Raw genomic sequence first — 22,637 nt, 5'->3', positions numbered from 1 at the left:
TAAAGTCTAAAAGTCATGAACGCATTAGTAGCCGAGGCATCAGAAAAGGAAAAGGTAATAATAACGGAAAAGAAAATGGTAACCGGAGCTCAGGGGCTTCTGCTGTCCTTGCTCGAAGAAGGTGTCGATACTATATTCGGATATCCGGGCGGAGCCATTATGCCCATTTATGATGCCCTATACGACTTTGCAGATCAACTAAAACATCATTTAGTGCGTCACGAACAAGGTGGTGCACATGCCGCTCAAGGTTACGCCCGTATTACTGGTAAACCAGGAGTTTGTTTTGCTACATCTGGTCCGGGCGCTACTAATTTAATTACGGGTATTGCCGATGCCCAGATTGACTCTACTCCTTTGGTGTGCATTACCGGTCAGGTAGCTTCCCACTTGCTGGGTACAGATGCTTTTCAGGAAACGGATGTACTGGGTGTTACCATGCCGGTAACAAAATGGAATTACCAGGTTACCCGAGCAGATGAAATACCCGAAGCTATCGCTAAGGCTTTTTACATTGCTACTTCTGGCCGACCTGGTCCGGTTTTAATTGATATTACCAAGGATGCTCAGAATGCCAAGTTCGAGTTTGAATATAAGAAATGTAAGCGCATTTCGAGCTATTATCCGGTACCTAAGCTTAATGAAAAAGCTATTGCAGCAGCGGCCGAATTAATTAATAATGCCAAAAAACCCTATGTACTTTGGGGACAAGGTGTTTTATTATCAAACGCGCAGGAAGACTTAAAAGCATTTATTGAAAAAGCTGGTATTCCGGCTGCCTGGACCATTCTTGGGTTAGCGGGTTTGCCTACTGACCATCCGCTTAATGTGGGTATGTTGGGCATGCATGGTAATTACGGGCCAAATTTATTAACGAACGAGTGCGACGTACTCATTGCTGTTGGCATGCGCTTCGATGACCGGGTAACTGGCGATTTAAAGTGCTATGCCCGACAAGCCAAAATTATTCACATAGAAATTGACCCGGCCGAAATAAACAAGAATGTACGGGCAGATGTAGCCGTTAACGCCGATGCAAAAGTCGCTTTACAAGCATTATTGCCTTTAATTAACGAGAACAAGCACGAAGCCTGGCTGCAGAAATTTAGAGATTGTGCTAAAATAGAATACGAAAAAGTAATTGCACCCGAAATATTGCCTACTGAAGGAAAATTAAAAATGGCGGAAGTTATGCATTTGGTTTCCGAATTATCAGAAGGCAAAGCTGTAATTGTAACTGACGTAGGGCAGCACCAGATGGTAGCTATGCGTTATTATAATTTTAAAGATACCCGCCGCAGCAACATTACTTCGGGTGGTTTAGGTACCATGGGCTTTTGTTTGCCAGCCGCTATGGGTGCCAAAGTGGGTGCCCCGGACCGGCAAGTAATTGCGGTAATTGGCGATGGTGGTTTCCAGATGACCTTGCAAGAGTTAGGCTGTATTTTTCAGTACCAGATTGGAGTGAAGGTGTTAATTTTAAATAACAACTTCCTGGGTATGGTGCGTCAATGGCAGCAACTGTTCCACCAGAAACGGTATTCTTTTACGGAAATGGTAAACCCTGATTTTGTAGGTATTGCTAAAGCTTATGGTATAACTGCCAATAAAGTAACGCAACGCGAGACTTTAGAAAGTTCTATCCAAGCCATGCTCGACCACGAAGGGCCTTATGTGTTAGAAGTAGTAGTGGAAAAAGAAGATAACGTATTCCCGATGGTACCCGCCGGCGATTCCGTATCTAATATTCGGTTATCATAGTTCCTCTTCTCCTGGCTCCTTCTCTCCGGAGAAGAGAGCCATAATATAAAATTGGCAAGTCTCTCGGCAGCAAGAAATTTGAAGGAAGATTATAAAACAGATTGTCAGGCAAGAAAATAAACGAACACAGCATTTAGTATTTACCAACAACAATGGCGATAGAAGATTACCAGATAGATTTAGGCGAAGAAAAAACGTACACCATATTTGCTTTTACCGAAAATAAAGTAGGTCTACTTAACCGCATCACCATCGTTTTTACCCGACGGCACATTAATATTGAAAGTATCACCGTCTCAGAATCTGAAGTAAAAAATGTGTATCGCTACACTATCATTATTAAAACTACTTACGCCCAGGTAGAAAAGCTCGTAAAACAAATTGCGAAGCAGGTAGATGTGCTGCGGGCTTCGTTTTATCCGGAAGAAGAAACCATTTTTCAGGAAATCGCGATGTATAAAATCCCGATGAGTTCGATGATTAATGGTAGCCAGGTAGAAGGTATTGTCCGGGACAGCAATGCGCGAATTCTTACGGTAGATCCGCATTACATTATTATTGAAAAAACGGGCCACAGCGAAGAAACCCGGGCCTTGTTTGAGAAGCTAGCGCCTTTTGGTATCCTGCAATTTACCCGCAGTGGCCGTATTGCTATCACCAAACACATGAAAGACCTGAGCACTTACCTGCGCGAACAGGAAGAAGCTTATTTATAGTTTATAGTCCATAGTCCACGGACGATGGTCCATAATTTTTATATAAAATTATAGGACTAAGAATACTATAAAACTATAATCGTTTCTCGTTTTCATTTAAAAAGAGCATAATAAAAATCTATCAGTGATAATAATTAATTATTAAGAACAGCACACTGTGGTCTATGGACCATGGACTATCGACTAAAAACTAACATAAACTATTTAAAAACAATGGCAAAAATCAATTTTGGCGGAACCGAAGAAAGTGTTGTAACCCGGGAAGAATTTCCTTTGGAGCAAGCAAGAGAAATTTTAAAAAATGAAACAATTGCGGTACTCGGTTATGGCGTGCAAGGTCCCGGACAGGCGTTAAACCTGCGCGATAATGGCTTCAACGTAATTGTTGGTCAGCGAAAGGATTCCAAAACCTGGGATAAAGCTGTGAATGATGGCTGGGTACCCGGCGAAACTTTATTCGAACTGGAAGAAGCCTGTGAACGTGGTACTATTCTGCAATTCTTACTTTCGGATGCCGGCCAGATTGCCGCTTGGCCAATGGTAAAAAGCCATTTAAAGCCAGGTAAAACCTTGTATTTCTCGCATGGTTTCGGGGTTACTTTTAAAGAGCGTACCGGTATTATTCCACCAACTGATGTAGATGTAATTCTGGTAGCTCCCAAAGGTTCTGGTACCAGTTTGCGCCGCATGTTTCTGGAAGGTAAAGGTTTAAACTCCAGCTTCGCTATTTTTCAGGACGCTACGGGTAAAGCCCGCGAAAAAGTAATTGCTTTGGGTATTGGCGTAGGTTCTGGTTATTTATTCGAAACTGATTTCAAAAAAGAAGTATATTCTGATTTAACCGGTGAGCGCGGTACTTTAATGGGAGCTTTAGCTGGTATTCTGGAAGCACAATATAACCTGCTACGCAAAAAAGGTCATTCACCTTCTGAATCATTCAACGAAACCGTAGAAGAATTAACTGAAAGTTTGATTTTGCTGGTAGCCGAAAATGGTATGGACTGGATGTATGCTAACTGCTCTACTACTGCGCAACGAGGAGCCTTGGATTGGAAAAACAAATTCCGTGATGCCGTAACGCCCGTTTTCGAAGAATTATACGAAAGTGTAGCAACTGGTAAGGAAGCTCAACGCTCAATTGATACCAACAGTCAGCCAGATTACCGCGAGAAACTGGATGCAGAATTAGCGGAACTGCGCAATTCAGAAATGTGGCAAGCCGGTGCCCAGGTTCGGAAACTGCGCCCACAGAATAATTAATAGTAGTTGTTAGTTACTCGTTGTTCGTGGCTAGGATCAGAAATAGCAATTAGTAGTGTTGATGAATATACTTCTTAGCATTAGTAATGTTGTTACCGGGTCTTTATTTAAACGAATAACGAGCAACGAACAACAAACAACTAAATAATATCATGTCGGAAGAAGAAGTTGAGGTAGAAAAGGCAACTCTGGTTAGCGCCGAAGAGGTTAGAATAGCTGCTGCCCGGTTGCAAAATGTGGTGAACCATACTCCTTTGCTGCGAAGCATAAATTTATCGGAGAAATATCAGGCTAATATTTACCTGAAGCGCGAAGATTTACAGGTAGTGCGATCCTATAAACTGCGGGGTGCTTATAATAAAATTAGGAGTTTAGCGCCGGAGCAATTAATAAATGGTATTGTATGTGCCAGTGCGGGTAATCATGCACAAGGGGTAGCGTATTCGTGCCACAAAATGGGCATTAAAGGCCATATTTTTATGCCGGTAACTACGCCGCAGCAAAAATTAAAGCAAGTACAATTGTTCGGGAAAGAACATGTAGAGATAGTTCTCACCGGCGATACTTTCGATGATTCTTACCTCCAGGCATTAGAGTTCTCGAATAAAAATAATACTGTCTTTATTCACCCTTTCGACGATCCGCAAGTTATTGCCGGCCAAGGTACGGTTGGTTTGGAAATACTGGAAACCATAAATGAACCGGTAGATGTACTTTTATTACCAATTGGTGGCGGTGGTTTAGCCGCTGGTGTCTCCAGTTATTTTCGGGAAGTAAGTCCGAAAACTACTCTTATTGGTATTGAGCCGGAAGGTGCTCCTGCCATGCAAAAATCCATTGAAGCGGGTAAAAAAATAACGCTGGAGCACATTGATAAATTTGTGGATGGCGCTGCCGTAAAAGCAGTAGGAGATTTAACGCTACAAATTTGCCAAGAAAACCTGGATGAAGTAATAACGGTGCCGGAAGGTAAAGTTTGTTCAACTATTCTGCAGCTTTACAACGAAGAAGCTATGGTGGTAGAGCCAGCTGGAGCGTTAAGTATTGCCGCTTTGGATTTTCTGCAAGAGCAAATTATTGGTAAAACAGTAGTGTGCATAGTGAGTGGGGGAAATAACGATATTACCCGCACCGAAGAAATTAAAGAGCGCTCACTGTTGTACGAAGGCCTGAAGCATTACTTTATCGTCAACTTTCCGCAACGTGCCGGGGCTTTGAAAGAATTTGTAAATTATATTTTAGGCCCTACCGATGATATTACGCACTTTGAATACACCAAAAAGAACAGCCGCGAGAAAGGACCAGCTTTAGTTGGTATCGAATTGAAAAACCGCACCGACTTTGATGCCTTGGTGCAGCGGATGGCTGAACGCAACTTCAATTGCGAGTACATTAATAACCGGCCGGAGTTTTATCATTTTATAATTTAGCGTTTTACGTGTACCGTAGTACGTAGCAATATTTCATACAGAGTTTATCTGATAGCTTAGGTGCTTATGGCGCTTAAGCTATTTTTTTATTGTAGAATGGTTTGTAGCGCTTGCCGATACTGGTGGAAATTGCTTAGATCGTTATGCCCGCTATTTGGGATGGTGATAAGCCTTGTTTTAGCAGAATCGGCCACCTGGGCTAATTTTTCTCCGGAAGAGTAGAGTACTACCTTATCCGCGGTGCCATGAAAAATATAAATGGGGCAATTTACTTTTTGAATCCACTCATCCGACCGGAAGCTGTATTTTAATAATAAAGTAACCGGCAGAAACGAGTAATGCGTTTTCGCTACATCGGCAAAATTATAAAAAGGAGTTTCTAGTAATAAGCATTTGGGTTTATTCCGGGCGGCCACTGGTACAGCCATTCCAGTGCCGATAGAACGCCCAAAGACTATTATTTTATTTTCGGGATATTCCTTAACTACATGCTGGTAAGCTAATTGGGCATCCTGGTGCAAAGCGGCTTCGGTACGAATTCCGGTGCTTTTTCCAAAACCCCGGTAATCCACCATAAATACATCGTAGTTATAAGCTAAATACTCTTCCGCTAAGTAACCCCAACTACGCAAGTTGCCCGCATTACCATGAAAATATAAAATTACACCTTTGGGTTCTTTAGCCCGGAAGTGCAAAGCATGAATCTCTGCTCCATCCAAAGTTTCTAGAAATACTTCCTGAAAGGGATTATTAAACGGGAATACATAATCGCGCGGTAACTTTTCGGGAAAGAAAATAAGCCGATCCTGCAAGCTATAAATAACCCCTAATAAAATGAGTACAATACTTACTACAACCGCTCCTGTAATTACCATCCCTTTCAGCATAAAAATAGTAGCTTGGTAACTAGTAAAGTATATCCAAGCCTTAAACGTATTTTACCTGAAATGGCCGGAAAAGTTAACGGTATAAAGTAACCTTATTGAAAGTTAAATTATATTTCTGCTTTCAAAAAGAACTAGGTTTAAACAGAGTACAATTAGTATATTTTTTTAAATAAAGTGCCCGCTTAATTGGCAATCCTCTTTCTATTTGCTTCACCAACTGCCTGCTGTAGCCCAATTTTTAAAAAGGAAATTTAGCTTAGAAAATGATACGGCACTTCCTTGTTATACTAACCGCAGCACGCCTCTGGTATATCCAACCGACTCTGCTAAACCTGGAACAGGATCGTCGGCATTTTTCTCGTATTCGATGGATACACTGCCGGCATATTTAATTTTTAGCAAGGCTCTCAGAAAACCAGGGATATCAATTACACCACGTCCAATTTCGGTAGGCGTATCTTTCTCAGTGCTGCCTGTAACGTCTTTTATATGAATATCATACAAGCGATCGGCAAAGCGCAGGGTGTCTTTTATCGGGTCTAAACCAATACGTTGGGTGTGGCCAATGTCAATGCACAAGCCAATACGTTTATCCAGATTTCTTATCTTTTCGTACACACTTTCCGGGCTGGGGTACACTTTGTCTCCGGGACCGTGGTTATGAATAGCAACGCGTATGTCGTATTCTTTTACCTTTTTTTCGGTGTAAGGTAATAACTCGTGGTTAGGTACACCCACAATCATTTTTACGCCGGCATTTTTGGCGTAGGTAAATGCCCGATCTATTTCCTGCTCCGATTTCATGTAAACAACCCCCACGCCGTACAGATTAATACCCGCCTGCTTAACTTTTGCCGTCATTTCCTGCAACTGAGTGGGCGAGGCATCGAATGGTAAATGCATATCTTTTAACGATACTTCTTTCAACTCTAAGCGTTGCAAAATTTTAATGGTCTCGTCGAGGCTAAATTTATGTAAAGTGTAAGAGGCTAAGCCTAATTTCAAGCGTTCGGGTTTTGGATTACCCGGAATTTGTGCCGCAAGTTTATGAAAAGAAACAGGGGTCATACTAGCCGCTAAGCCTAAACCAGCTGCTTTCAGAAAATCGTTACGGGTATATTTCATAGTAAATAGTTACAGTAATAAAAAGAACATATAATCTTTGCCAATTGCCTAAGGTAAGAGGTTAAGTAATTAGTTGCAAGGCATAGCGAGCAAATATTACGTTTTTGAGCATTATTAATATTGAAAAATTTAGATGGTATAATTTGGATTTTTCTGCTATTTCTTTTGTGTTTGTATGATAATAAAATTTATAGTAAGGTAGAATATTTTGTATATAAACGGGAAAAGAATTGGATATCTATATTAAGATTTCTTATAATCTAGCTATCCATAACCAAGAGTTATTTATACAACTATCTTTGTAAATAATTAATAATACAAAATACAAACCGGATAATAATGAATGAGTTACAGATTCTGCTGGCCGAGGATAACAAACTTAATCAGTTGATGATAAAAAAAGTAGTGGAGGATTTTGGTTTTGCTTTAGATATAGTAGAAACCGGTAAAGAAGCCGTTGAAAAACTTGCCATGCAGCATTATGATCTTATTCTGATGGATGTAAATATGCCGGAGATGGATGGCTACACCGCAACTAAACATATCCGGGAAAATATGGGGGAAAAAAGCAATATTCCTATTATTGTAGTTACCAGCCCCAGTGACCGGCAGGAGCACGTTAAATCTTTATTGTTGGGGGCAAATACTTTTATTTCTAAACCAATTAATGCGGATGAATTACTAACAGAAATTATGACGTTAGTAATAACCAAACCAATTTTTGGGTAAGCTGAAACTAAACTACTTCGCTACGCAATACTTCTAATGGTGGCCGGTTTAAAATACTGCGGCTGTTCAACAAACCAATAATAACGGTTAGGAGAGTAACTGCAGTAAATAAAATTATAACCGGTAACCAGGCTGGCGCAAAAGGAATCTCAAAAGAGTAATAAGCTAAGGCCCAACTTCCTCCAATTGCCAGAGTTAAACCGGTAGCAGCAGCTAAAGCTCCTAAAAAGAAATACTCCAGAGCGGTAATAAGTAATATCTGCCGACTGCTGGCTCCTAAAGTACGTAGCAGAACGCTTTCTTGTACCCGTTGAAATTTGCTGATCAAAACCGATCCGATTAGCACCAATATACCAGTTGCAATACTAAATCCGGCCATAAACCGGATTACAAAAGCAATTTTGCTTAAAATATCATCCAGTGTGGTAAGAATCAGGGCCAAATCAATCACCGATACATTAGGAAACCTGGTTACTAAAGCTCGCTGAAAATCAGCAGAGTTTTTATTAGAGCGTACCTGCGTGGCGATCACATGAAACTGCGGTGCTTCTTCCAGAATCCCCGTCGGGAATAAAACTAGGAAATTACTTTGAATGCGGTTCCAATCTACTTTTCGGAAACTGCCCACTACGGTTTGTATCGGGGCACCTTGCACGTTAAATAATAATGTGTCGCCTAGCTTTAATTTCATTCGTTCAGCAAAATTCTCATCCAGCGAAACGTAAATAGTATCCTCCAGGCTTGTTGCGGTACCGTGCCATTGACCTTTACTAATTTTCTCGGAACTAATCAGGGTATCGCGGTAAGTAACCCGATACTCCCGGGTAAAAGCCCCTTTCGGTATATCTAAGGTGCTATCTTTTCTCACTTCTTCATCGGTGTGGCCATTTACTTGCACCAGGCGCATGGTTACAATCGGTACCTGTTGCATCAGGGGTAATTTATATTGGCGCGCTAAAGCCGCTACCTGGTCTTTCTGGCTCGTCTGGATATCAAACAATACCATATTAGGTTGGTTGCCGCTACCTGAAAGGGTTACCTGACCGATAAGCAAGTTCTGAACGAAAAACAGTGTGGCAATTAAGCCCGTACCCAAACCGATGGCTACAATTAAAATTAAAGTCTGGTTGTTTGGCCGGTATAAATTGGCAATGCTTTGTCGCCACAAATAACTCCACGATACGGGAAAAAATCTGCGTACGAGCCAGGTAAGCAAACTCGCCATACCAGCCAATACCAAAAAAGCCACTGCTAAACCCCCGGTAAAGTAAGCCGCCTGTCTCCAGGTATCCATCTGCAAGGCAGCAAAACTTAAAATGAAAAGAATAATTAAGGCATAAACTGCCCATCGCCAAGGATCCGATTGTAGTTTTTCTGTTTCAAATGAAATCCGTAAGGTATTAAGGGGAGATATGTTCCGGATAGAAACCAACGGCAGCAAAGCAAATAAAAGAGAGATAAAAAGCCCCGTACCAATACCTAATAAAATAGCTTTCCAGGAAATACTTACGGTTATAGCTACGGGCAAAAAATCAGCTAAAACGACCGGCAAAACACGTTGTACTAAGGTGCCTGCCATTACTCCGATAATCGAACCCAATAAACCCATGGCCAGAATCTGGATCAGGTAAATAAAGAATGCTTGTCGGCTTTGGGTTCCCAAACAACGCAAAATAGCGATGGTCTGAATTTTTTCTTTAATGTAAATATGCACGGAACTTGCTACCCCTACACAACCTAATAAAAGGGCAATAAACCCTACTAAGGTTAAAAAGCGGGTTAAGTCGCTAAAGGCTTTGCCGGTATTTTCTTTTTTAGAAGCAATGGTTTCGTAACTTAGTCCGTCTTTTTCAAGTCGGGGCTCAATTCCTTTTACCAGCTTTTCTACATCTGTTTGCGGTGGAAATTGATAGTAAAATCGGTAATTAATGCGACTGCCTTTTTGCATTAAACCCGTTTGATTTAAATATTGCATCGGGATATAAACGGCTGGGGCCATGCTGGCAGCAATGCCTGCCTGGCCAGGTATTTTATTTAATTCTCCAACAATCCGGAAGGTAAGGTTCCCGATTTTAACGGAATCACCCGGACGTGCATTAAATTGCAATAATACCGTTTTGTCTACTAAAGCATTCCGGCCATTCCGAAAGGTGCGACTAGCTGCCGCCGGAGTAGTTTCGATAGCTCCGTAAAATGGATAATCTCCTTGCAAGGCCCGAATCTGAACCAGACGGCTACCGCTGTTTTTAGGAAACAAAATCATGGAAGCAAAGTAGTATTCCCGAGCCTGACGTCCGCCTAAATTATGCAAGGTTTTCTGCATAGTCTTAGTTACGGGTTGGTTCGTGTAAATACCTAAATCAGCACCTAGTAAGGTTTTGGCCTGATCGTCAATATCGTCGCGAAGATTTTCACTGAACGATTGAATAGCTACCAAAGCCGCAATTCCTAAAATAATAGACGAAACAAAGAGCAACAACCGCGAACGGTTTCGGCGACTATCGCGCCAGGCCATTGTTAAAAGCCATTTTGGTTGCAGTGTTGGTTTTATAAGAGTTCTATCCATGTTGGTGAAGTATCAGGTATTAGGTAGCTAGTAGGCGAGAATTTTTAATGATGATTTGCTTAATCACCTTTCAACAGTAATTCATTCTTTTTTTCGTGCGAATATTTTAGATTTATTCTTATTTAAATCTGTTTTATCAATATAATCATCAATAATTTTAATGATAGCTGCTTGATTTTCTATGGTCAGCTTATAATCGCTATACTGGTCTATAACAAAGCCCGTACGATATCGAAACTCCTGGAGTATTTCCCCTAAATCTTGAAGTTCTTTGTCTTCCAGTGCAAAGAAATACTCCTTGTTATTCAGTTGATAAAAATCAAGAGCCATGTTATATTCTAAACTTTCTGATTAAAGATAACTTGGTTTATGAATCTTATTACCTGATTCCAAGCTCAAGCCATAACGGAATCCGAGATAACGTGGCCGCCTTTTATCCGGATGAGGCGCTGGGTTTTACCCGCTAGTTCCAGGTCGTGGGTTACCAGTACCAAGGTTGTTCCCCGTTCCCGGTTAAGATCAAAGAGCAAGTTGACTACTTTTTCGCTGGTTTCCGCGTCGAGATTACCCGTTGGTTCGTCGGCGAACAAAATTTTCGGTTGATTGGAGAAAGCCCGGGCCAAAGCTACCCGCTGCTGCTCGCCCCCGGAAAGTTGGGTTGGATAATGATGGTGCCGATGTTGCAACCCTACGCGTTCGAGTAGTTCTAATGCTTGTTTGCCTACCTGTTTTTCCCCCCGCAGTTCCAATGGTACCATTACATTTTCCAGGGCTGTTAGGGTAGGAATCAGCTGAAAATTCTGAAAAATAAACCCGACGTACTGATTGCGAACCTGCGCCCGCTCGTCTTCGGAAAGGCGTTCCAGCCGGATGCCATTTAATTCCACCGAACCGGTAGTAGCGGCGTCTAAGCCGGCGCATAAACCCAATAACGTAGTTTTACCACTGCCCGATGGTCCAACAATAGCAAAGGTATCACCCGCGTTAAGGGTAAAGGAAATATTATGTAAAACGGTAAGTTCTTTACCGCCACTCCGGTAAGATTTACCGAGTTGCTCCACGCGTAATATAGCCACAGTTTATAATTTCTGATTAAATAATTATTTCTGAAACGATTAAAAAATCGTTCGCATATAGATTGAAAGATATTTTTTAACTACTACTTACGCTTGTTTCGGGAATACAGCTAGCCAAGGAATTATTTTTAGCGTAATTAGCAAAGTTTATACATGCTAACATGCCTCCGGAAAAACCAGTAAACGGTTGTACATGTTTAAGAATTTAAGGAAATAAATTAAAAATAAATACCTGTGCGCACTTATTTAAACTTTCTTTTTGCTTCTTTTTTCGTACTAGTGGCAGTTGGCTGTAATTCAGGCAACCCCGAAGACACAAAAGCTGTTGTGCAACAATCAACTGCTCCGGATGAGAAGAAACCTGTGGTTATGAAGACAATTTTATTTTTTGGTAATAGTTTAACGGCCGGTTACGGCTTGCAACCTTCAGAAGCTTTTCCAGCTCTTATTCAAAAGAAAATAGATTCCCTCAATTTACCTTATAAAGTTATTAATGCCGGCTTAAGCGGAGAAACTACAGCGGGTGGTAAAAACCGCATCGACTGGATTTTAAAACAACCAGTAGATGTGTTTGTGCTGGAACTGGGCGCGAATGACGGGCTGCGCGGCATTCCTCCGCAATCCACGAAAGAAAACTTACAGGCCATTATTGATAAGGTAAAAGCTAAATATCCGGAGGTTAAAATTGTATTGGCCGGTATGGAAATTCCCCCGAGCATGGGTGGGGCTTACGCGGCTCAGTTCCGGGTGGTTTTCCGGCAACTGGCCGAAAAAAATAATCTTGCTTTTATTCCGTTTTTACTTGAGGGCGTAGCCGGTGAGCGCAGCCTGAATCAGGGCGATGGCGTGCACCCAACGGCTAAGGGGCAGCAGATTCTGGCAAAAAATACTTGGGAAATCTTAAAAGATGTATTGTAAATAGTAGCTAAAATTTGCCTTACGTATTATAATTGTAAATTGCTGCTTGTTATGATAAACCCGTAAGTATGAGGCAGGCTCTGTGGTCGACTGGCCGTTATTTTTCTTATATTTCTACTCAAACCAATTTTTTGGCGGCCGTTACGCAATTAGCTCAGTCGCGGGAACTAGCGTTAGATTTAGAATTTGACGATAACCGCTACACATACGGTTTAAACTTATGCTTGGTGCAAATTGCCGATCGGGAGCAATGTTATTTAATCGATCCTTTTACAATTAAAAACCTGGAACCTTTGTGGGAATTGGTGGACGATCCTAGTATTACGAAAATTATTCATTCCTCCACAAATGATATATTACTTTTAAAAAAACTGGGTTGCCGGCCACGGGGAATTTTTGATACTGAAATAGCAGCCCGGTTATTGAATCATCTGCGCACGTCGTACGCCAATATTTTGCAGGTACTTTTTGGGATTGAAGTAGATAAAACTAACCAGGTAAGTAACTGGAATACCCGGCCGCTTTCCGAGGACCAGCTTACGTATGCGGCTACGGATGTGCTGCACCTGCACGAATTAAAAGATGTACTTTGGCAGGAATTAGTAGCTTTAGGCCGTGGACGTTGGCTCGCCGAAGAATGCCGGTTGTTGGAAGATTTAGAAATTAAAGAGCAATCGGACCGGCACTTAAAATTAAAAGGCTCGGAACGATTAACTTATTTTCAACAATTTTTATTAAAGCAATTATTTGAATTTCGAAATCAAATAGCCCAACAGTACAACCGACCACCGGCAATGGTTATCGCCAACGAAACATTAGTAGCGCTTGCCTTACAGCCGGTTACCGATTTTAGAAGCTGGCAAAATACCAAAGGTTTAATGGGGCAGCTAAAAGATAATCATACCTTTAAGGAATACCGTTATGTGTTGGATAAAGCGGAGCAAGCAGCAGAACAATTGCAACTCACGCACCAACGTCCTTTCCGTTCCCGGCGACCTGAACCCTTAGTAGGAGCCGATGAAGCCATGCTGCGACGGCAGCGAATTCAGGCGGTGCAGGCACACATTGCCCAAGAGGTAGGGGAAAATGTCGTAAATATGATTTTATCCCCTGGTATGGTAAATGAGTACACGGATGGCAAGCCCTTAGAAGTTAAAAAAGAATATGCCCGTCAATTAATTGAACAAACCGCCGCAACGCTGCACCTTACCTTGTAGATTTATAAACAGCAAGGTGTTTCTGGTAATCTTCCTGTAGCGTTCCGGTTGGTTTTAACTCATCTTGAATCTATTTGTGCGCCTTAAATAGTCTTAAATAAAGAATTTCCCTAAATAGATAAGTTTTTTTCAGCCTTGGTGATTTTTTTCATTTTGAATCAAAACAAAATCTTTCCTGCATATTCAATATAGTGGAGTGTTCCTGCTAAATGCCATCGTATTCTGTTAAACGGAATTTTTTTAAAATCAAACTCGAACGAGTGTGTTTTATAGCTTACTCAAACAGTTACTGCTGTAAGGACCTGCTTAATAAAACATATTAATTATTTTAATATTAATATAAAAATAATTACAAAAATAATTTTACTTAAATTGAATTTGCCCTGAATCTAGTTGGTTGTATTATACAGGTATATAAATAAAGTATTGTAGTTGTTGTTTTTAACTAATACTGCTAATATTTTTATTGCAAGTTCTTCTATTTGGTTTAAAATCAGTTTTTTATTTAATAATTGTTATTAATAAACAAACTATTTGAATAGATTTGTAAATATTGAAATTGTATTTATTTTTAAGTTGATTAATGAAAGATCAGCCATATATTTTGTTTTTTGGAAGGATGAAATGAAAAAAATTATACTTTTATTTTTCTTATTCATCGGCTTATCTGTTTCTAGTAGCGCTCAAACAAAACCTAACTTGGGTACTGCTGCTGATTTTACTATTTTAGCTGGTACGGGTATTTATAACAAAGATGCTACTAAAGTAAGTGGTAATGTTGGCGTATGGCCAGGAAATATCATTCAAGGGTTTACTGCGGGTATGATTAACGGCACGCAATATTCGGGTGATGCTACGGCGCAGAAGGCCCAGGAAGATTTGCAAAGAGCCTATGCTAACATTAACGATTTAGCTACTACACCGGGTAAAAATCTTACAGGTACTAGCCTGAGCGGTCAGATTTTAGGTCCAGGGGTATATACATTTGATAATACGACTACCCTTAGCGGTACTATAAACCTGGATGCTGCCAACGATCCTAATGCCGTGTTTATTTTTCAGGTTAGGGGAGGTTTGTTAACGGCGGCCAGTACAACCATAAAATTATTAAATAATGCCCGGCGCATGAATATTTTCTGGCAGGTAGCCGATACGGTTAATATTGGAACCAGAAGCAATATGGCGGGCAGTATTTTGGCAAAAAACTCCATCCGGCTCGGGAAAGATGCCGTTGTTAATGGGGGGCGTTTGCTATCTTTAGAAAGTAAAGTCGTTCTGAATAAAAATAATCCGGTTACTACATCTACCGATTTAGGGATTACTAAAACAAAAAGTTTAGGGCAGAATGGTGTCAATCCTTACTCTGTTGGGGAAGAAGTTACCTTTACTATTGTAGCCCGTAACTATGGCCCGATTAACGATTATAATGTAAAAATTGTAGACCAATTAGATATAGATCTGGATTACATTGGAGCTACCGCGCGTAGTTCTATTGCCGGAAAACAAGTAAATACTTTTACTTTTAATAGAGATTCCCGGATCTTTCAATGGACTACGAGTGAATTTAAAAATGGGGAAGTTATTACGCTTACCCTTAAAGTAAGAATTAAAAATCCCGGAGGTATCGGGAATACCGCCACGATATTAGGTACGGTAACCGACGATAATTTTGAAAATAATTCTGCTAGTATAGTTCCGGCTATTTGTGCTAAAATTTCTAACCCCGGCGAAATCACAGGGCCTGCTCAAGTATGTGTTGGCAGCAACACCAGTGTTTTTAGTGTAGTTGCTATTCCCGGGGTACAATCGTATACTTGGATTGTTCCGTCTGGTTGGAAAATTCTCCCTACTGCTGATGGCGAACCCCCTGCTAACTCTATTACGGTAGAACTGCCCGTTAGTACGCCCGGCAATCCCGTAGCATCGGAGGGTATAATTTCTGTAACGGTAAATAATGGGTGCGGCGATAGTGAACCAAGTACCTTAGAAGTTGCCGCTACCACTTTAATTACTTTAGCACCGGGCTCAATTACAACAGCAGATCCCAATGGCCTTAACCCCTGCATTCGTGATACAGAAACTTATTTTACCTACCAAATAGACCCAGTAGCTAATGCCTCAGCTTATGAATGGGTTGTTGGTACTCCCGGCGATTCAACGGATAATGGAGGTTGGGAAATTGTAACTGGGCAAAATACTCCGCAGATAAGAGTAAAAGCTGGTCAGGAAGAAGTAATTATTTCAGTAAGAGCGAAGAATTCTTGTGGTACTAGCCCAGCCAGAACATTACGAATAAAGCCAAGCTTAGGCAATCCGGCTAAGCCGACTGCCATTACAGGGCCAAGTTCCGTTTGCGTTGGTTCGCAAAGTACTTTATTTACCGTTACGGGTGCGGCCAGTGACCGGTACAATTGGACAGTGCCAGCTGGTTGGACTTTAACCGGACAAGGAACTAACCAAATTCAGGTAATAGCTCCGGTAGCGGCCGTTAATACGCAAGGTACCATTACTGTAGCGGCCGTAAATAATTGTGGCACTTCCGAGGCAATTGCAATTGTGGTAAATGCTGTTGGCGTAATCTCTTCGGGGCCAATTACTGGTTTACTTACGCCGTGTAGTAGTACAACGGTAACGTATCGGGTAAATGCTACGGGGGCCACTTCTTTTGCCTGGAAAGTAACTGGTAATCTGGAATTAGTCGGGAATACAACCCGCGATTCGGTTTCGGTGCTGATAAAACCTGGCGGAGGTACACTAAGTGTTAGTTTAAGCAACGCGTGTGGTTCTAGTCAGGAACAATCTTTAAATATTACTCCCCAAATTAAATTAACAGCGCCAACAAGTATTCAGGCAGCTTCTATAGCGCCTTGTGCAGGCACTTCCGGATTAACGTTTACTGTAACGCAGGTAACCGGAGCCAGTGGTTATAATTGGCAGATTTTGGGAGTAAATGGCCAACCAGCCGCAGAATGGGAAATTACCGCCGTTAGTCCGGACCAGAAAACTATTACGGTAACTGCCGGTAGCGAACTTGTAAATATTTCCGTAACAGCAACGAACAACTGCGGTAACAGCGAAGTCCGGACTATACTTGTTACTCCAATTAAAACCCCACCGTTGGTACCTGGAGCTATTACCGGTAATACTAACGTTTGTGCGGGCAGCATTAATCTTCGTTATTCAATTAAAACAGTTTCTGGAGCAACTTCTTACGTCTGGACCGTGCCTACTGGCTGGTCAATTACGGCGGGACAGGGAACAACGCAAATAACGGTAAAAGCAGGAGCCACCGAAGGTTTTATTACGGTTAAATCCAAAAATATCTGCGGTGAAAGCTCTTTGGCGAGCCAGAAAAAAGTGGTGCCATCTACTAGCCGGCCTTCTTCGCCCGGTAATATAACCGCTGGTAAAAGCACGGTATGCGTTAATGAAGCCAATCTTAGCTATTCTGTAGCCGCTATACCAGGAGTTACGATCTACAACTGGACAGTACCGGAAGGCTGGATAATTACCGCTGGTCAAACTACTAATACTATAACGGTAACCGCCGGCGCTAAGAGCGGTATTATTTACGTGGTAGCTTATAATAATTGCGGACCTGGACCTGCCAGTGTGCCGCTACCAGTTTCCGTTACTTCTAAACCTGCTGCTCCAACGGCTATCACAGGTGAAACCATTCCATGTAATGGCAGCACCGGAATTAAATATACGGCAACGGCTGTGCCCGGCGCAACTGGTTACCTCTGGGAATTGCCCGAGGGTTGGACTATTACCGCGGGAGCCGGAACCGCCGAAATTACCGTAACTACTTCTACCTCTGGGGGCGCTTTATCAGTTAAAGCAAAAAACGATTGCTTTGAAAGTGATCCGACTACTTTAACGATTACTCCCAGCTCTTCAGAACCAATTGTTTTAGGAGAAATAACGGGAAGCTCTAATGTTTGCCGGAATCAAACAGATTTAATTTACAACGTAACACCTGTGCCTAATGTCTCTAATTACGTTTGGACGGTGCCAAGTGGTTGGGAAATTACCGCCGGTCAAGGAACATCCAGCATACGAGTGAATGCCAAAACCAATTCGGGTACTATCTCCGTTCTGCCTAGAAATGGTTGCGGAGCAGCGGCAAGCGCCACTAGTTTAGCGGTAATTGTTACCAACGAAGCTGCTGTTGCTGCGGGAACTATCAGCGGCGACCAGCAGGTTTGCGCCGGAGAAACAAATTTAAACTATTCTATCGATGCGGTGAGTGGTGCGGCCAGCTATATTTGGGAGGTGCCAGAGGCAGATGGTTGGCGTATAATTTCGGGTCAGGGAACAACTGATATAACCATACAAGCTGGCTCTAAGAGTGGCAACATAACTGTAAAAGCAGTTAATGGTTGCGGGTCCGGTCCGGCAAGTTCTTTTGCGGTGAACCTGGTCAGCTTGCCTACTGAACCTCTGCGAATCATTGGCACCCGGGAGCAGTGTGCTGGTAGTTCCAGTCAAATTTACCAAGTTGCAGCCGTAAATGGGGCGGAGAGTTATAATTGGAAAGTGCCGCAAGATTGGCAAATTGAATCCGGGCAAGGAACCAACATCATTCGGGTAACCGCCGGTCAGGAGTCCGGTAATGTAGAAGTAACAGTTGCTACTGCTTGCGGAAATGGACTAACGGGTACTTTAGCTGTTACTGCCGCTTTGGAGACCGCCTTGGTGCCCGGTGTAATTGGCGGCGATAGTAAAGCCTTAATTTGCAGTGGGCAGCAAAATATTACGTATACCATTGAACCCGTTCCGGGAGCAATAGCTTACCGTTGGAATTTAGAAGCAGCAACTGATTGGGTGATTACGGGTGGTCAGGGTACAACCAGTATTCAGGTAACAGTTGGGGCGCAACCGGCTACTATTTCTGTACAAGCTATTAATGGCTGTGGAATTAGCGATGCTTCTACTATAACAGTTCATCCAGGTAGTTCAGCGGAAGTGCCTGTTGATTCTATTGCGGGTCCCGCGGTTGTTTGTGCTAACCAAACGGAACTAACTTATTCCGTAGCCGCCGTAAGCGGGGCGACCGGTTATACCTGGAGCTTACCCGCTGGATGGAAAATAATGGCCGGAGAAAATACAAATAAAATTACGGTAACAGCAGGATCAACAGCGGGAACAATTTCAGTTGTGGCATTTAATTCTTGTGCAAGCAGTATTCCCAGTACTTTACTGGTTTCCATTAGTTCGGCGCCTACTGCTCCATTATCTATAAAAGACGAAAGCTCGGCTTGTACGGGCTTAGTCTATTCAATTGATGCGGTAGTAGGAGCTACGGGTTATAACTGGTTAGTGCCAGAAGGCTGGAATATTACCGAAGGCCAGGGAACTGTGCGTATTAAAGTGCGAGCTCCGGAAGGAAGTAAAGAAGGAATAATAAAAGTTGCGACGCAAACCAGCACCTGCACGAGTGCGCTTACTAGCTTAACCGTTAATCCTAACTTAGGTCTCAGTAATTTACAGGTAGCAAACGTGTTTTCGCCAAACGGAGATGGTGTAAACGATACCTGGACCATTACCAATATTCAAAATTATTCGGAAAATGAAATTGTACTGATAAATCGCTGGGGCAGCGAAGTGTATAAAACAAAATCGTATCAGAATAATTGGAATGGCGGCAATTTAACGGATGGAACCTACTACTACATATTAAAGGTAAAAATCTGCGATGGTGCTTATACCACCCAAAAAGGTTACGTCATGATTATGCGCTAAAACTAAGTTTATAGCCCGGAAAGAAATAAAAAACGGCTCATGATTTTGCTCTTTCCGGGTTATACCTTTTTTTGATAAAACAGTAATAATTAAAAGAATAGCGGAAATTCAGTTTAAAATTACTTAAATCATGCGGAAAATTTTACTTATAATAACTGCTTGGTTGGCAAGCAATGGCGTCTGGGCGCAGCAAAATGCCCAATATACTCAGTACATCTTTAACGGGTTAGGTATAAATCCGGCTTATGCGGGCAGCAAAGGTATCATTAATGTAAATGGTATTTACCGCACGCAATGGGTAGGCTTGGAGGGAGCGCCCAGTACTCAAACCATTAGTGTAGACGGAGCAATAGCCAATCAAAAAGTAGGTTTAGGTTTGCTCTTAATCAACGACAAAATTGGAGCTCAGGGCCAAAAAAGCGCCTTAGCTAATTCTGCTTTCCGGGTAAGTATCAGCGAGAATGCCCGTATTGCTTTAGGCATTGCGGCGGGAATTTCGCAATATTATACCGACGGTACCCAATTACACCCTAACGACCAGAATTATGATCCTACTATTCCTACTACTAAGGTTAGTACTGTTTTGCCGGATACCAGAGCTGGTTTATTCTTTAATACCGACCGTTTTTACGCGGGTTTGTCGGCTTCTAACCTAATCCGGTTTAAAAATGATTTTATAGTTACCCCGGCCCGGCATTTTTATCTTTCTTCCGGTTATATCATCCCGTTAAACGATTGGCTTACTTTTAAACCCAGTTTTTTAATTAAAGAAGATTTTAAAAGCCCGACGAACCTTGATGTAAATGCATTTATGTTAATCGGCGATCGTATTTGGTTGGGTGGATCTTATCGAACTGGTACTAAGCTCTTTAAAAACAATTATCAAAATTTGGACGTAGCTAATGCCTGGGCGCTGGCCGCTGAAATTTACCTTACCGAAAAAATTAAAGTAGGCTATGCGCACGATTTTACCTTAACTACTCTACGAGATTATGCCGGACACGAACTTTCATTAGGTTTTTACTTTTTCCAGAAAGAGGAACGCAGAACGCAGAGTATCCGTTATTTTTAATCATTAGTCCGGTGCTTGAACAGGACAGCTTACATGAACCTATATTTCAGAATTACTTTAACTTGTTATATCCTGTTTGTCTGGGTTCATAACCCGGTACGAGCACAAAAAATGTCTATAAAAGAAGCAGACGCTTTGTTTAACCGGTTTCAGTATGCCTTAGCTTTACCTGCGTACCAAAAAATAGTAAAAGACCAAAACTCCAATTTATACCTCACTCAACGGATTGCTGATTGCTACCGCCAATTAAATAATTCCAAAGAAGCCGAACAATGGTACACCCGGGTAATTCAATTTCCGGATTTTGACCCTGAAGCCCTGAGATACGCAGCAGATGCGGCGCGCAAAAACGGTAAATACGATCGTGCTCGGCAGTGGTATGAACAATTTGCCCAACGAGTTCCGGCACATGCAAATCTGGCGAGCCAACTTGCCGCTGGTTGCGATAGTGCCCAGCAATGGCTGGTAAAGCCGGAGCCATACGAATTGCAAAAAGCAGAAAATATTAATTCTAAAAATTCTGATTTTAGCCCGGCTTTATTTCAAAATAGCCTGGTATTCACCTCTGACCGGCCAACGGCTAAGAGCAAGAAAGTTTCTGGTTGGACGGGCAATCCCTATCCTAAAATTTATTGGGCTCCTAAACAAATCAATGGGCAGTTTGGGACGCCAATAGCTTTGGGATCGCCCATTAATAACCAATATCATAATGGTTCGGCCGCTTTTTCTCCGGATGGGCAAACCTTGTATTTTACCCGCATTAATCAGGTAAAAACCGAAATTAAAAATGGGAATACCGATCCGTTTAGCTGGGTGAAGTTTGATGCGCCCAAACCTACTGTCAATCGTCTCGAGATTTATATATCCCAAAAACAGGGTGAAAATTGGGGCGAACCAAAACCATTTGCTCATAACAAAGCTAGTGCTTATTCGGTCGGGCATCCGGCTATTTCCCCGGATGGCGACCTGCTTTATTTTGTATCGGATATGCCGGGAGGGTTTGGCGACACGGATATATATTATTGCGCGCGGCAAGTAGATGGCTCCTGGAGTAAGCCGGTTAATGCAGGTAAAGAAATTAATACGGCCGGTAAAGAAGTGTTCCCGGTGGTAGCGGCACCCAATAAGCTGTATTTTTCTTCCGAAGGACATATAGGAATGGGTGGTCTGGATATTTTCTCGGCCGAAGGAAAAGGCGCTACCTGGAAAAATGTAAAAAATCTAAAATATCCGCTTAACTCTTCTGCCGACGATTTTGGGATAGTCTTCGACGAAACGAAAGAAGCCGGTTTTTTATCTTCTAATCGCAACAGCGACAATGGCACCGACGACATCTACGCTTTTAAACGGGTGCGTTCGCCGTGTTTGTTAGCCGGTAGAGTTATTGAACGGGTTCTGCAGACAAAAGGAGAGTTCACGGAAAAGCCGGTAGCAGGAGCGCGACTTCGTTTGTATCTGCCGGGTGATACCACGGCAAGCAATATCTATTCAGATGCTCAAGGTAATTTCACTTTTCCGGTTAAATCCGGTCTTGCCTACGCACTACAAGCCAGTAAAGAAGGCTATTTAGTTAAAACTACCGACCTCACTCCCGATTGTCCACCGGAAGTAGATCAAGTAAAATTAAGCGTTGTTTTGGATCGGAACACGCTCAATACCACTATTATTCTGGAAAATATTTACTACGATTTTGATAAGTACGACATCCGACCCGAAGCCAAGCCGGAATTAGATAAACTGGTGCGCATTTTACAGGATAACCCTACCATCCGGATTGAATTAGGCTCCCATACGGATAGTCGCCAAACCGGAGAGTACAATAAGAAATTATCCCAATTGCGCGCCGAAGCGGCCGTGAATTACATTATTTCCCGCGGTATAGATTCCAGCCGTTTAATTGCCAAAGGCTACGGCGAAACCCAATTGCTCAACGGTTGTAAAGACGGCGTTGCCTGCTCCGAACTCGAACACCAAATTAACCGCCGCACTGAGGTTAAGATTCTGAGTAGATAGGTTTGCTGCGCTCTGGGCTTATATAACCATTAGCATTTATACTTTTGATCAGAAAATTATATTAGTATACTGAGTTAAAGTAAGAAATTTTATAAAAGAGGAAAATTGGAAATTATCTATCG

General features: G+C 42.1%; 15 protein-coding genes. 10 read left to right on the top strand and 5 right to left on the bottom strand.

Going from position 1 to position 22,637, the window contains the following annotated elements:
* Nucleotides 1-15: 15 nt before the first annotated feature.
* The 4 genes from ilvB to ilvA all read left to right on the top strand — a co-directional run bounded on the left by ilvB (nucleotide 16) and on the right by ilvA (nucleotide 5,167).
* A complete protein-coding gene (ilvB, locus tag AHMF7605_RS15910) occupies nucleotides 16-1,761 on the top strand; it encodes a biosynthetic-type acetolactate synthase large subunit (protein WP_233219158.1) in 1,746 nt (581 codons plus the stop codon).
* Between the two features lie 152 nt (nucleotides 1,762-1,913).
* Nucleotides 1,914-2,477 carry an acetolactate synthase small subunit gene (gene ilvN / locus AHMF7605_RS15905; protein ID WP_106930964.1) on the top strand — a complete coding sequence of 188 codons (564 nt, stop codon included), beginning with the start codon at nucleotides 1,914-1,916 and terminating at the stop codon, nucleotides 2,475-2,477.
* A 213-nt stretch (nucleotides 2,478-2,690) separates the two neighbouring features.
* Nucleotides 2,691-3,737, top strand: coding sequence for a ketol-acid reductoisomerase (gene ilvC, locus AHMF7605_RS15900; protein ID WP_106930962.1), 1,047 nt, complete (start codon nucleotides 2,691-2,693; stop codon nucleotides 3,735-3,737).
* A 152-nt stretch (nucleotides 3,738-3,889) separates the two neighbouring features.
* Entirely contained in the window at nucleotides 3,890-5,167 is a 1,278-nt protein-coding gene (ilvA, locus tag AHMF7605_RS15895) for a threonine ammonia-lyase IlvA (protein WP_106930960.1), read from the top strand.
* Between the two features lie 86 nt (nucleotides 5,168-5,253).
* Here the strand turns inward: ilvA and AHMF7605_RS15890 are convergent, their stop codons facing one another.
* Complete coding sequence (locus AHMF7605_RS15890; protein WP_106930958.1) at nucleotides 5,254-6,054, bottom strand: alpha/beta hydrolase; 801 nt, start codon at nucleotides 6,052-6,054, stop codon at nucleotides 5,254-5,256.
* Nucleotides 6,055-6,336: 282 nt separating this feature from the next.
* A complete protein-coding gene (locus AHMF7605_RS15885) occupies nucleotides 6,337-7,179 on the bottom strand; it encodes a sugar phosphate isomerase/epimerase family protein (RefSeq protein ID WP_106930956.1) in 843 nt (280 codons plus the stop codon).
* Between the two features lie 339 nt (nucleotides 7,180-7,518).
* Between AHMF7605_RS15885 and AHMF7605_RS15880 the strand changes: the two genes are divergently transcribed.
* Nucleotides 7,519-7,908 carry a response regulator gene (locus AHMF7605_RS15880; protein WP_106930954.1) on the top strand — a complete coding sequence of 130 codons (390 nt, stop codon included), beginning with the start codon at nucleotides 7,519-7,521 and terminating at the stop codon, nucleotides 7,906-7,908.
* Nucleotides 7,909-7,915: 7 nt separating this feature from the next.
* Here AHMF7605_RS15880 and AHMF7605_RS15875 read toward each other — a convergent pair whose 3' ends face one another.
* From AHMF7605_RS15875 to AHMF7605_RS15865, 3 genes are all read right to left on the bottom strand, one after another.
* Entirely contained in the window at nucleotides 7,916-10,474 is a 2,559-nt protein-coding gene (locus AHMF7605_RS15875) for an ABC transporter permease (protein ID WP_233219153.1), read from the bottom strand.
* Nucleotides 10,475-10,555: 81 nt separating this feature from the next.
* Nucleotides 10,556-10,804: a hypothetical protein gene (locus AHMF7605_RS15870; protein WP_106930950.1), complete on the bottom strand. Its 249-nt coding sequence runs from the start codon at nucleotides 10,802-10,804 to the stop codon at nucleotides 10,556-10,558.
* Between the two features lie 65 nt (nucleotides 10,805-10,869).
* A complete protein-coding gene (locus tag AHMF7605_RS15865) occupies nucleotides 10,870-11,550 on the bottom strand; it encodes an ABC transporter ATP-binding protein (protein ID WP_106930948.1) in 681 nt (226 codons plus the stop codon).
* 234 nt (nucleotides 11,551-11,784) lie between these two features.
* Between AHMF7605_RS15865 and AHMF7605_RS15860 the strand changes: the two genes are divergently transcribed.
* From AHMF7605_RS15860 to AHMF7605_RS15840, 5 genes are all read left to right on the top strand, one after another.
* A complete protein-coding gene (locus AHMF7605_RS15860) occupies nucleotides 11,785-12,468 on the top strand; it encodes an arylesterase (protein ID WP_233219151.1) in 684 nt (227 codons plus the stop codon).
* Between the two features lie 68 nt (nucleotides 12,469-12,536).
* On the top strand, nucleotides 12,537-13,685 hold the full coding sequence (locus AHMF7605_RS15855) for a ribonuclease D (RefSeq protein WP_106930946.1): 1,149 nt from the start codon (nucleotides 12,537-12,539) through the stop codon (nucleotides 13,683-13,685).
* A gap of 624 nt (nucleotides 13,686-14,309) precedes the next feature.
* Entirely contained in the window at nucleotides 14,310-19,430 is a 5,121-nt protein-coding gene (locus AHMF7605_RS15850; protein WP_146153602.1) for an ice-binding family protein, read from the top strand.
* 130 nt (nucleotides 19,431-19,560) lie between these two features.
* On the top strand, nucleotides 19,561-20,502 hold the full coding sequence (locus AHMF7605_RS15845; protein WP_106930942.1) for a PorP/SprF family type IX secretion system membrane protein: 942 nt from the start codon (nucleotides 19,561-19,563) through the stop codon (nucleotides 20,500-20,502).
* Between the two features lie 111 nt (nucleotides 20,503-20,613).
* A complete protein-coding gene (locus tag AHMF7605_RS15840; RefSeq protein WP_233219150.1) occupies nucleotides 20,614-22,515 on the top strand; it encodes an OmpA family protein in 1,902 nt (633 codons plus the stop codon).
* Nucleotides 22,516-22,637: the final 122 nt, after the last annotated feature.

It is taken from the genome of Adhaeribacter arboris (assembly GCF_003023845.1).
In the GTDB taxonomy this organism is placed as follows: domain Bacteria; phylum Bacteroidota; class Bacteroidia; order Cytophagales; family Hymenobacteraceae; genus Adhaeribacter; species Adhaeribacter arboris.
The sequence above is the reverse complement of the archived record's forward strand: the minus strand, read 5'-3'. Positions and strand labels throughout refer to the sequence as shown.

Coding starts and splice junctions, on each gene's coding strand:
- AHMF7605_RS15845 (WP_106930942.1), top strand. CDS start 19,561: ATGCGGAAAATTTTACTTATAATAACTGCTTGGTTGGCAAGCAATGGC.
- ilvB (WP_233219158.1), top strand. CDS start 16: ATGAACGCATTAGTAGCCGAGGCATCAGAAAAGGAAAAGGTAATAATA.
- AHMF7605_RS15885 (WP_106930956.1), bottom strand. CDS start 7,179: ATGAAATATACCCGTAACGATTTTCTGAAAGCAGCTGGTTTAGGCTTA.
- ilvA (WP_106930960.1), top strand. CDS start 3,890: ATGTCGGAAGAAGAAGTTGAGGTAGAAAAGGCAACTCTGGTTAGCGCC.
- ilvC (WP_106930962.1), top strand. CDS start 2,691: ATGGCAAAAATCAATTTTGGCGGAACCGAAGAAAGTGTTGTAACCCGG.
- AHMF7605_RS15855 (WP_106930946.1), top strand. CDS start 12,537: ATGAGGCAGGCTCTGTGGTCGACTGGCCGTTATTTTTCTTATATTTCT.
- AHMF7605_RS15850 (WP_146153602.1), top strand. CDS start 14,310: ATGAAAAAAATTATACTTTTATTTTTCTTATTCATCGGCTTATCTGTT.
- ilvN (WP_106930964.1), top strand. CDS start 1,914: ATGGCGATAGAAGATTACCAGATAGATTTAGGCGAAGAAAAAACGTAC.
- AHMF7605_RS15875 (WP_233219153.1), bottom strand. CDS start 10,474: ATGGATAGAACTCTTATAAAACCAACACTGCAACCAAAATGGCTTTTA.
- AHMF7605_RS15880 (WP_106930954.1), top strand. CDS start 7,519: ATGAATGAGTTACAGATTCTGCTGGCCGAGGATAACAAACTTAATCAG.
- AHMF7605_RS15840 (WP_233219150.1), top strand. CDS start 20,614: ATGTCTATAAAAGAAGCAGACGCTTTGTTTAACCGGTTTCAGTATGCC.
- AHMF7605_RS15870 (WP_106930950.1), bottom strand. CDS start 10,804: ATGGCTCTTGATTTTTATCAACTGAATAACAAGGAGTATTTCTTTGCA.
- AHMF7605_RS15890 (WP_106930958.1), bottom strand. CDS start 6,054: ATGCTGAAAGGGATGGTAATTACAGGAGCGGTTGTAGTAAGTATTGTA.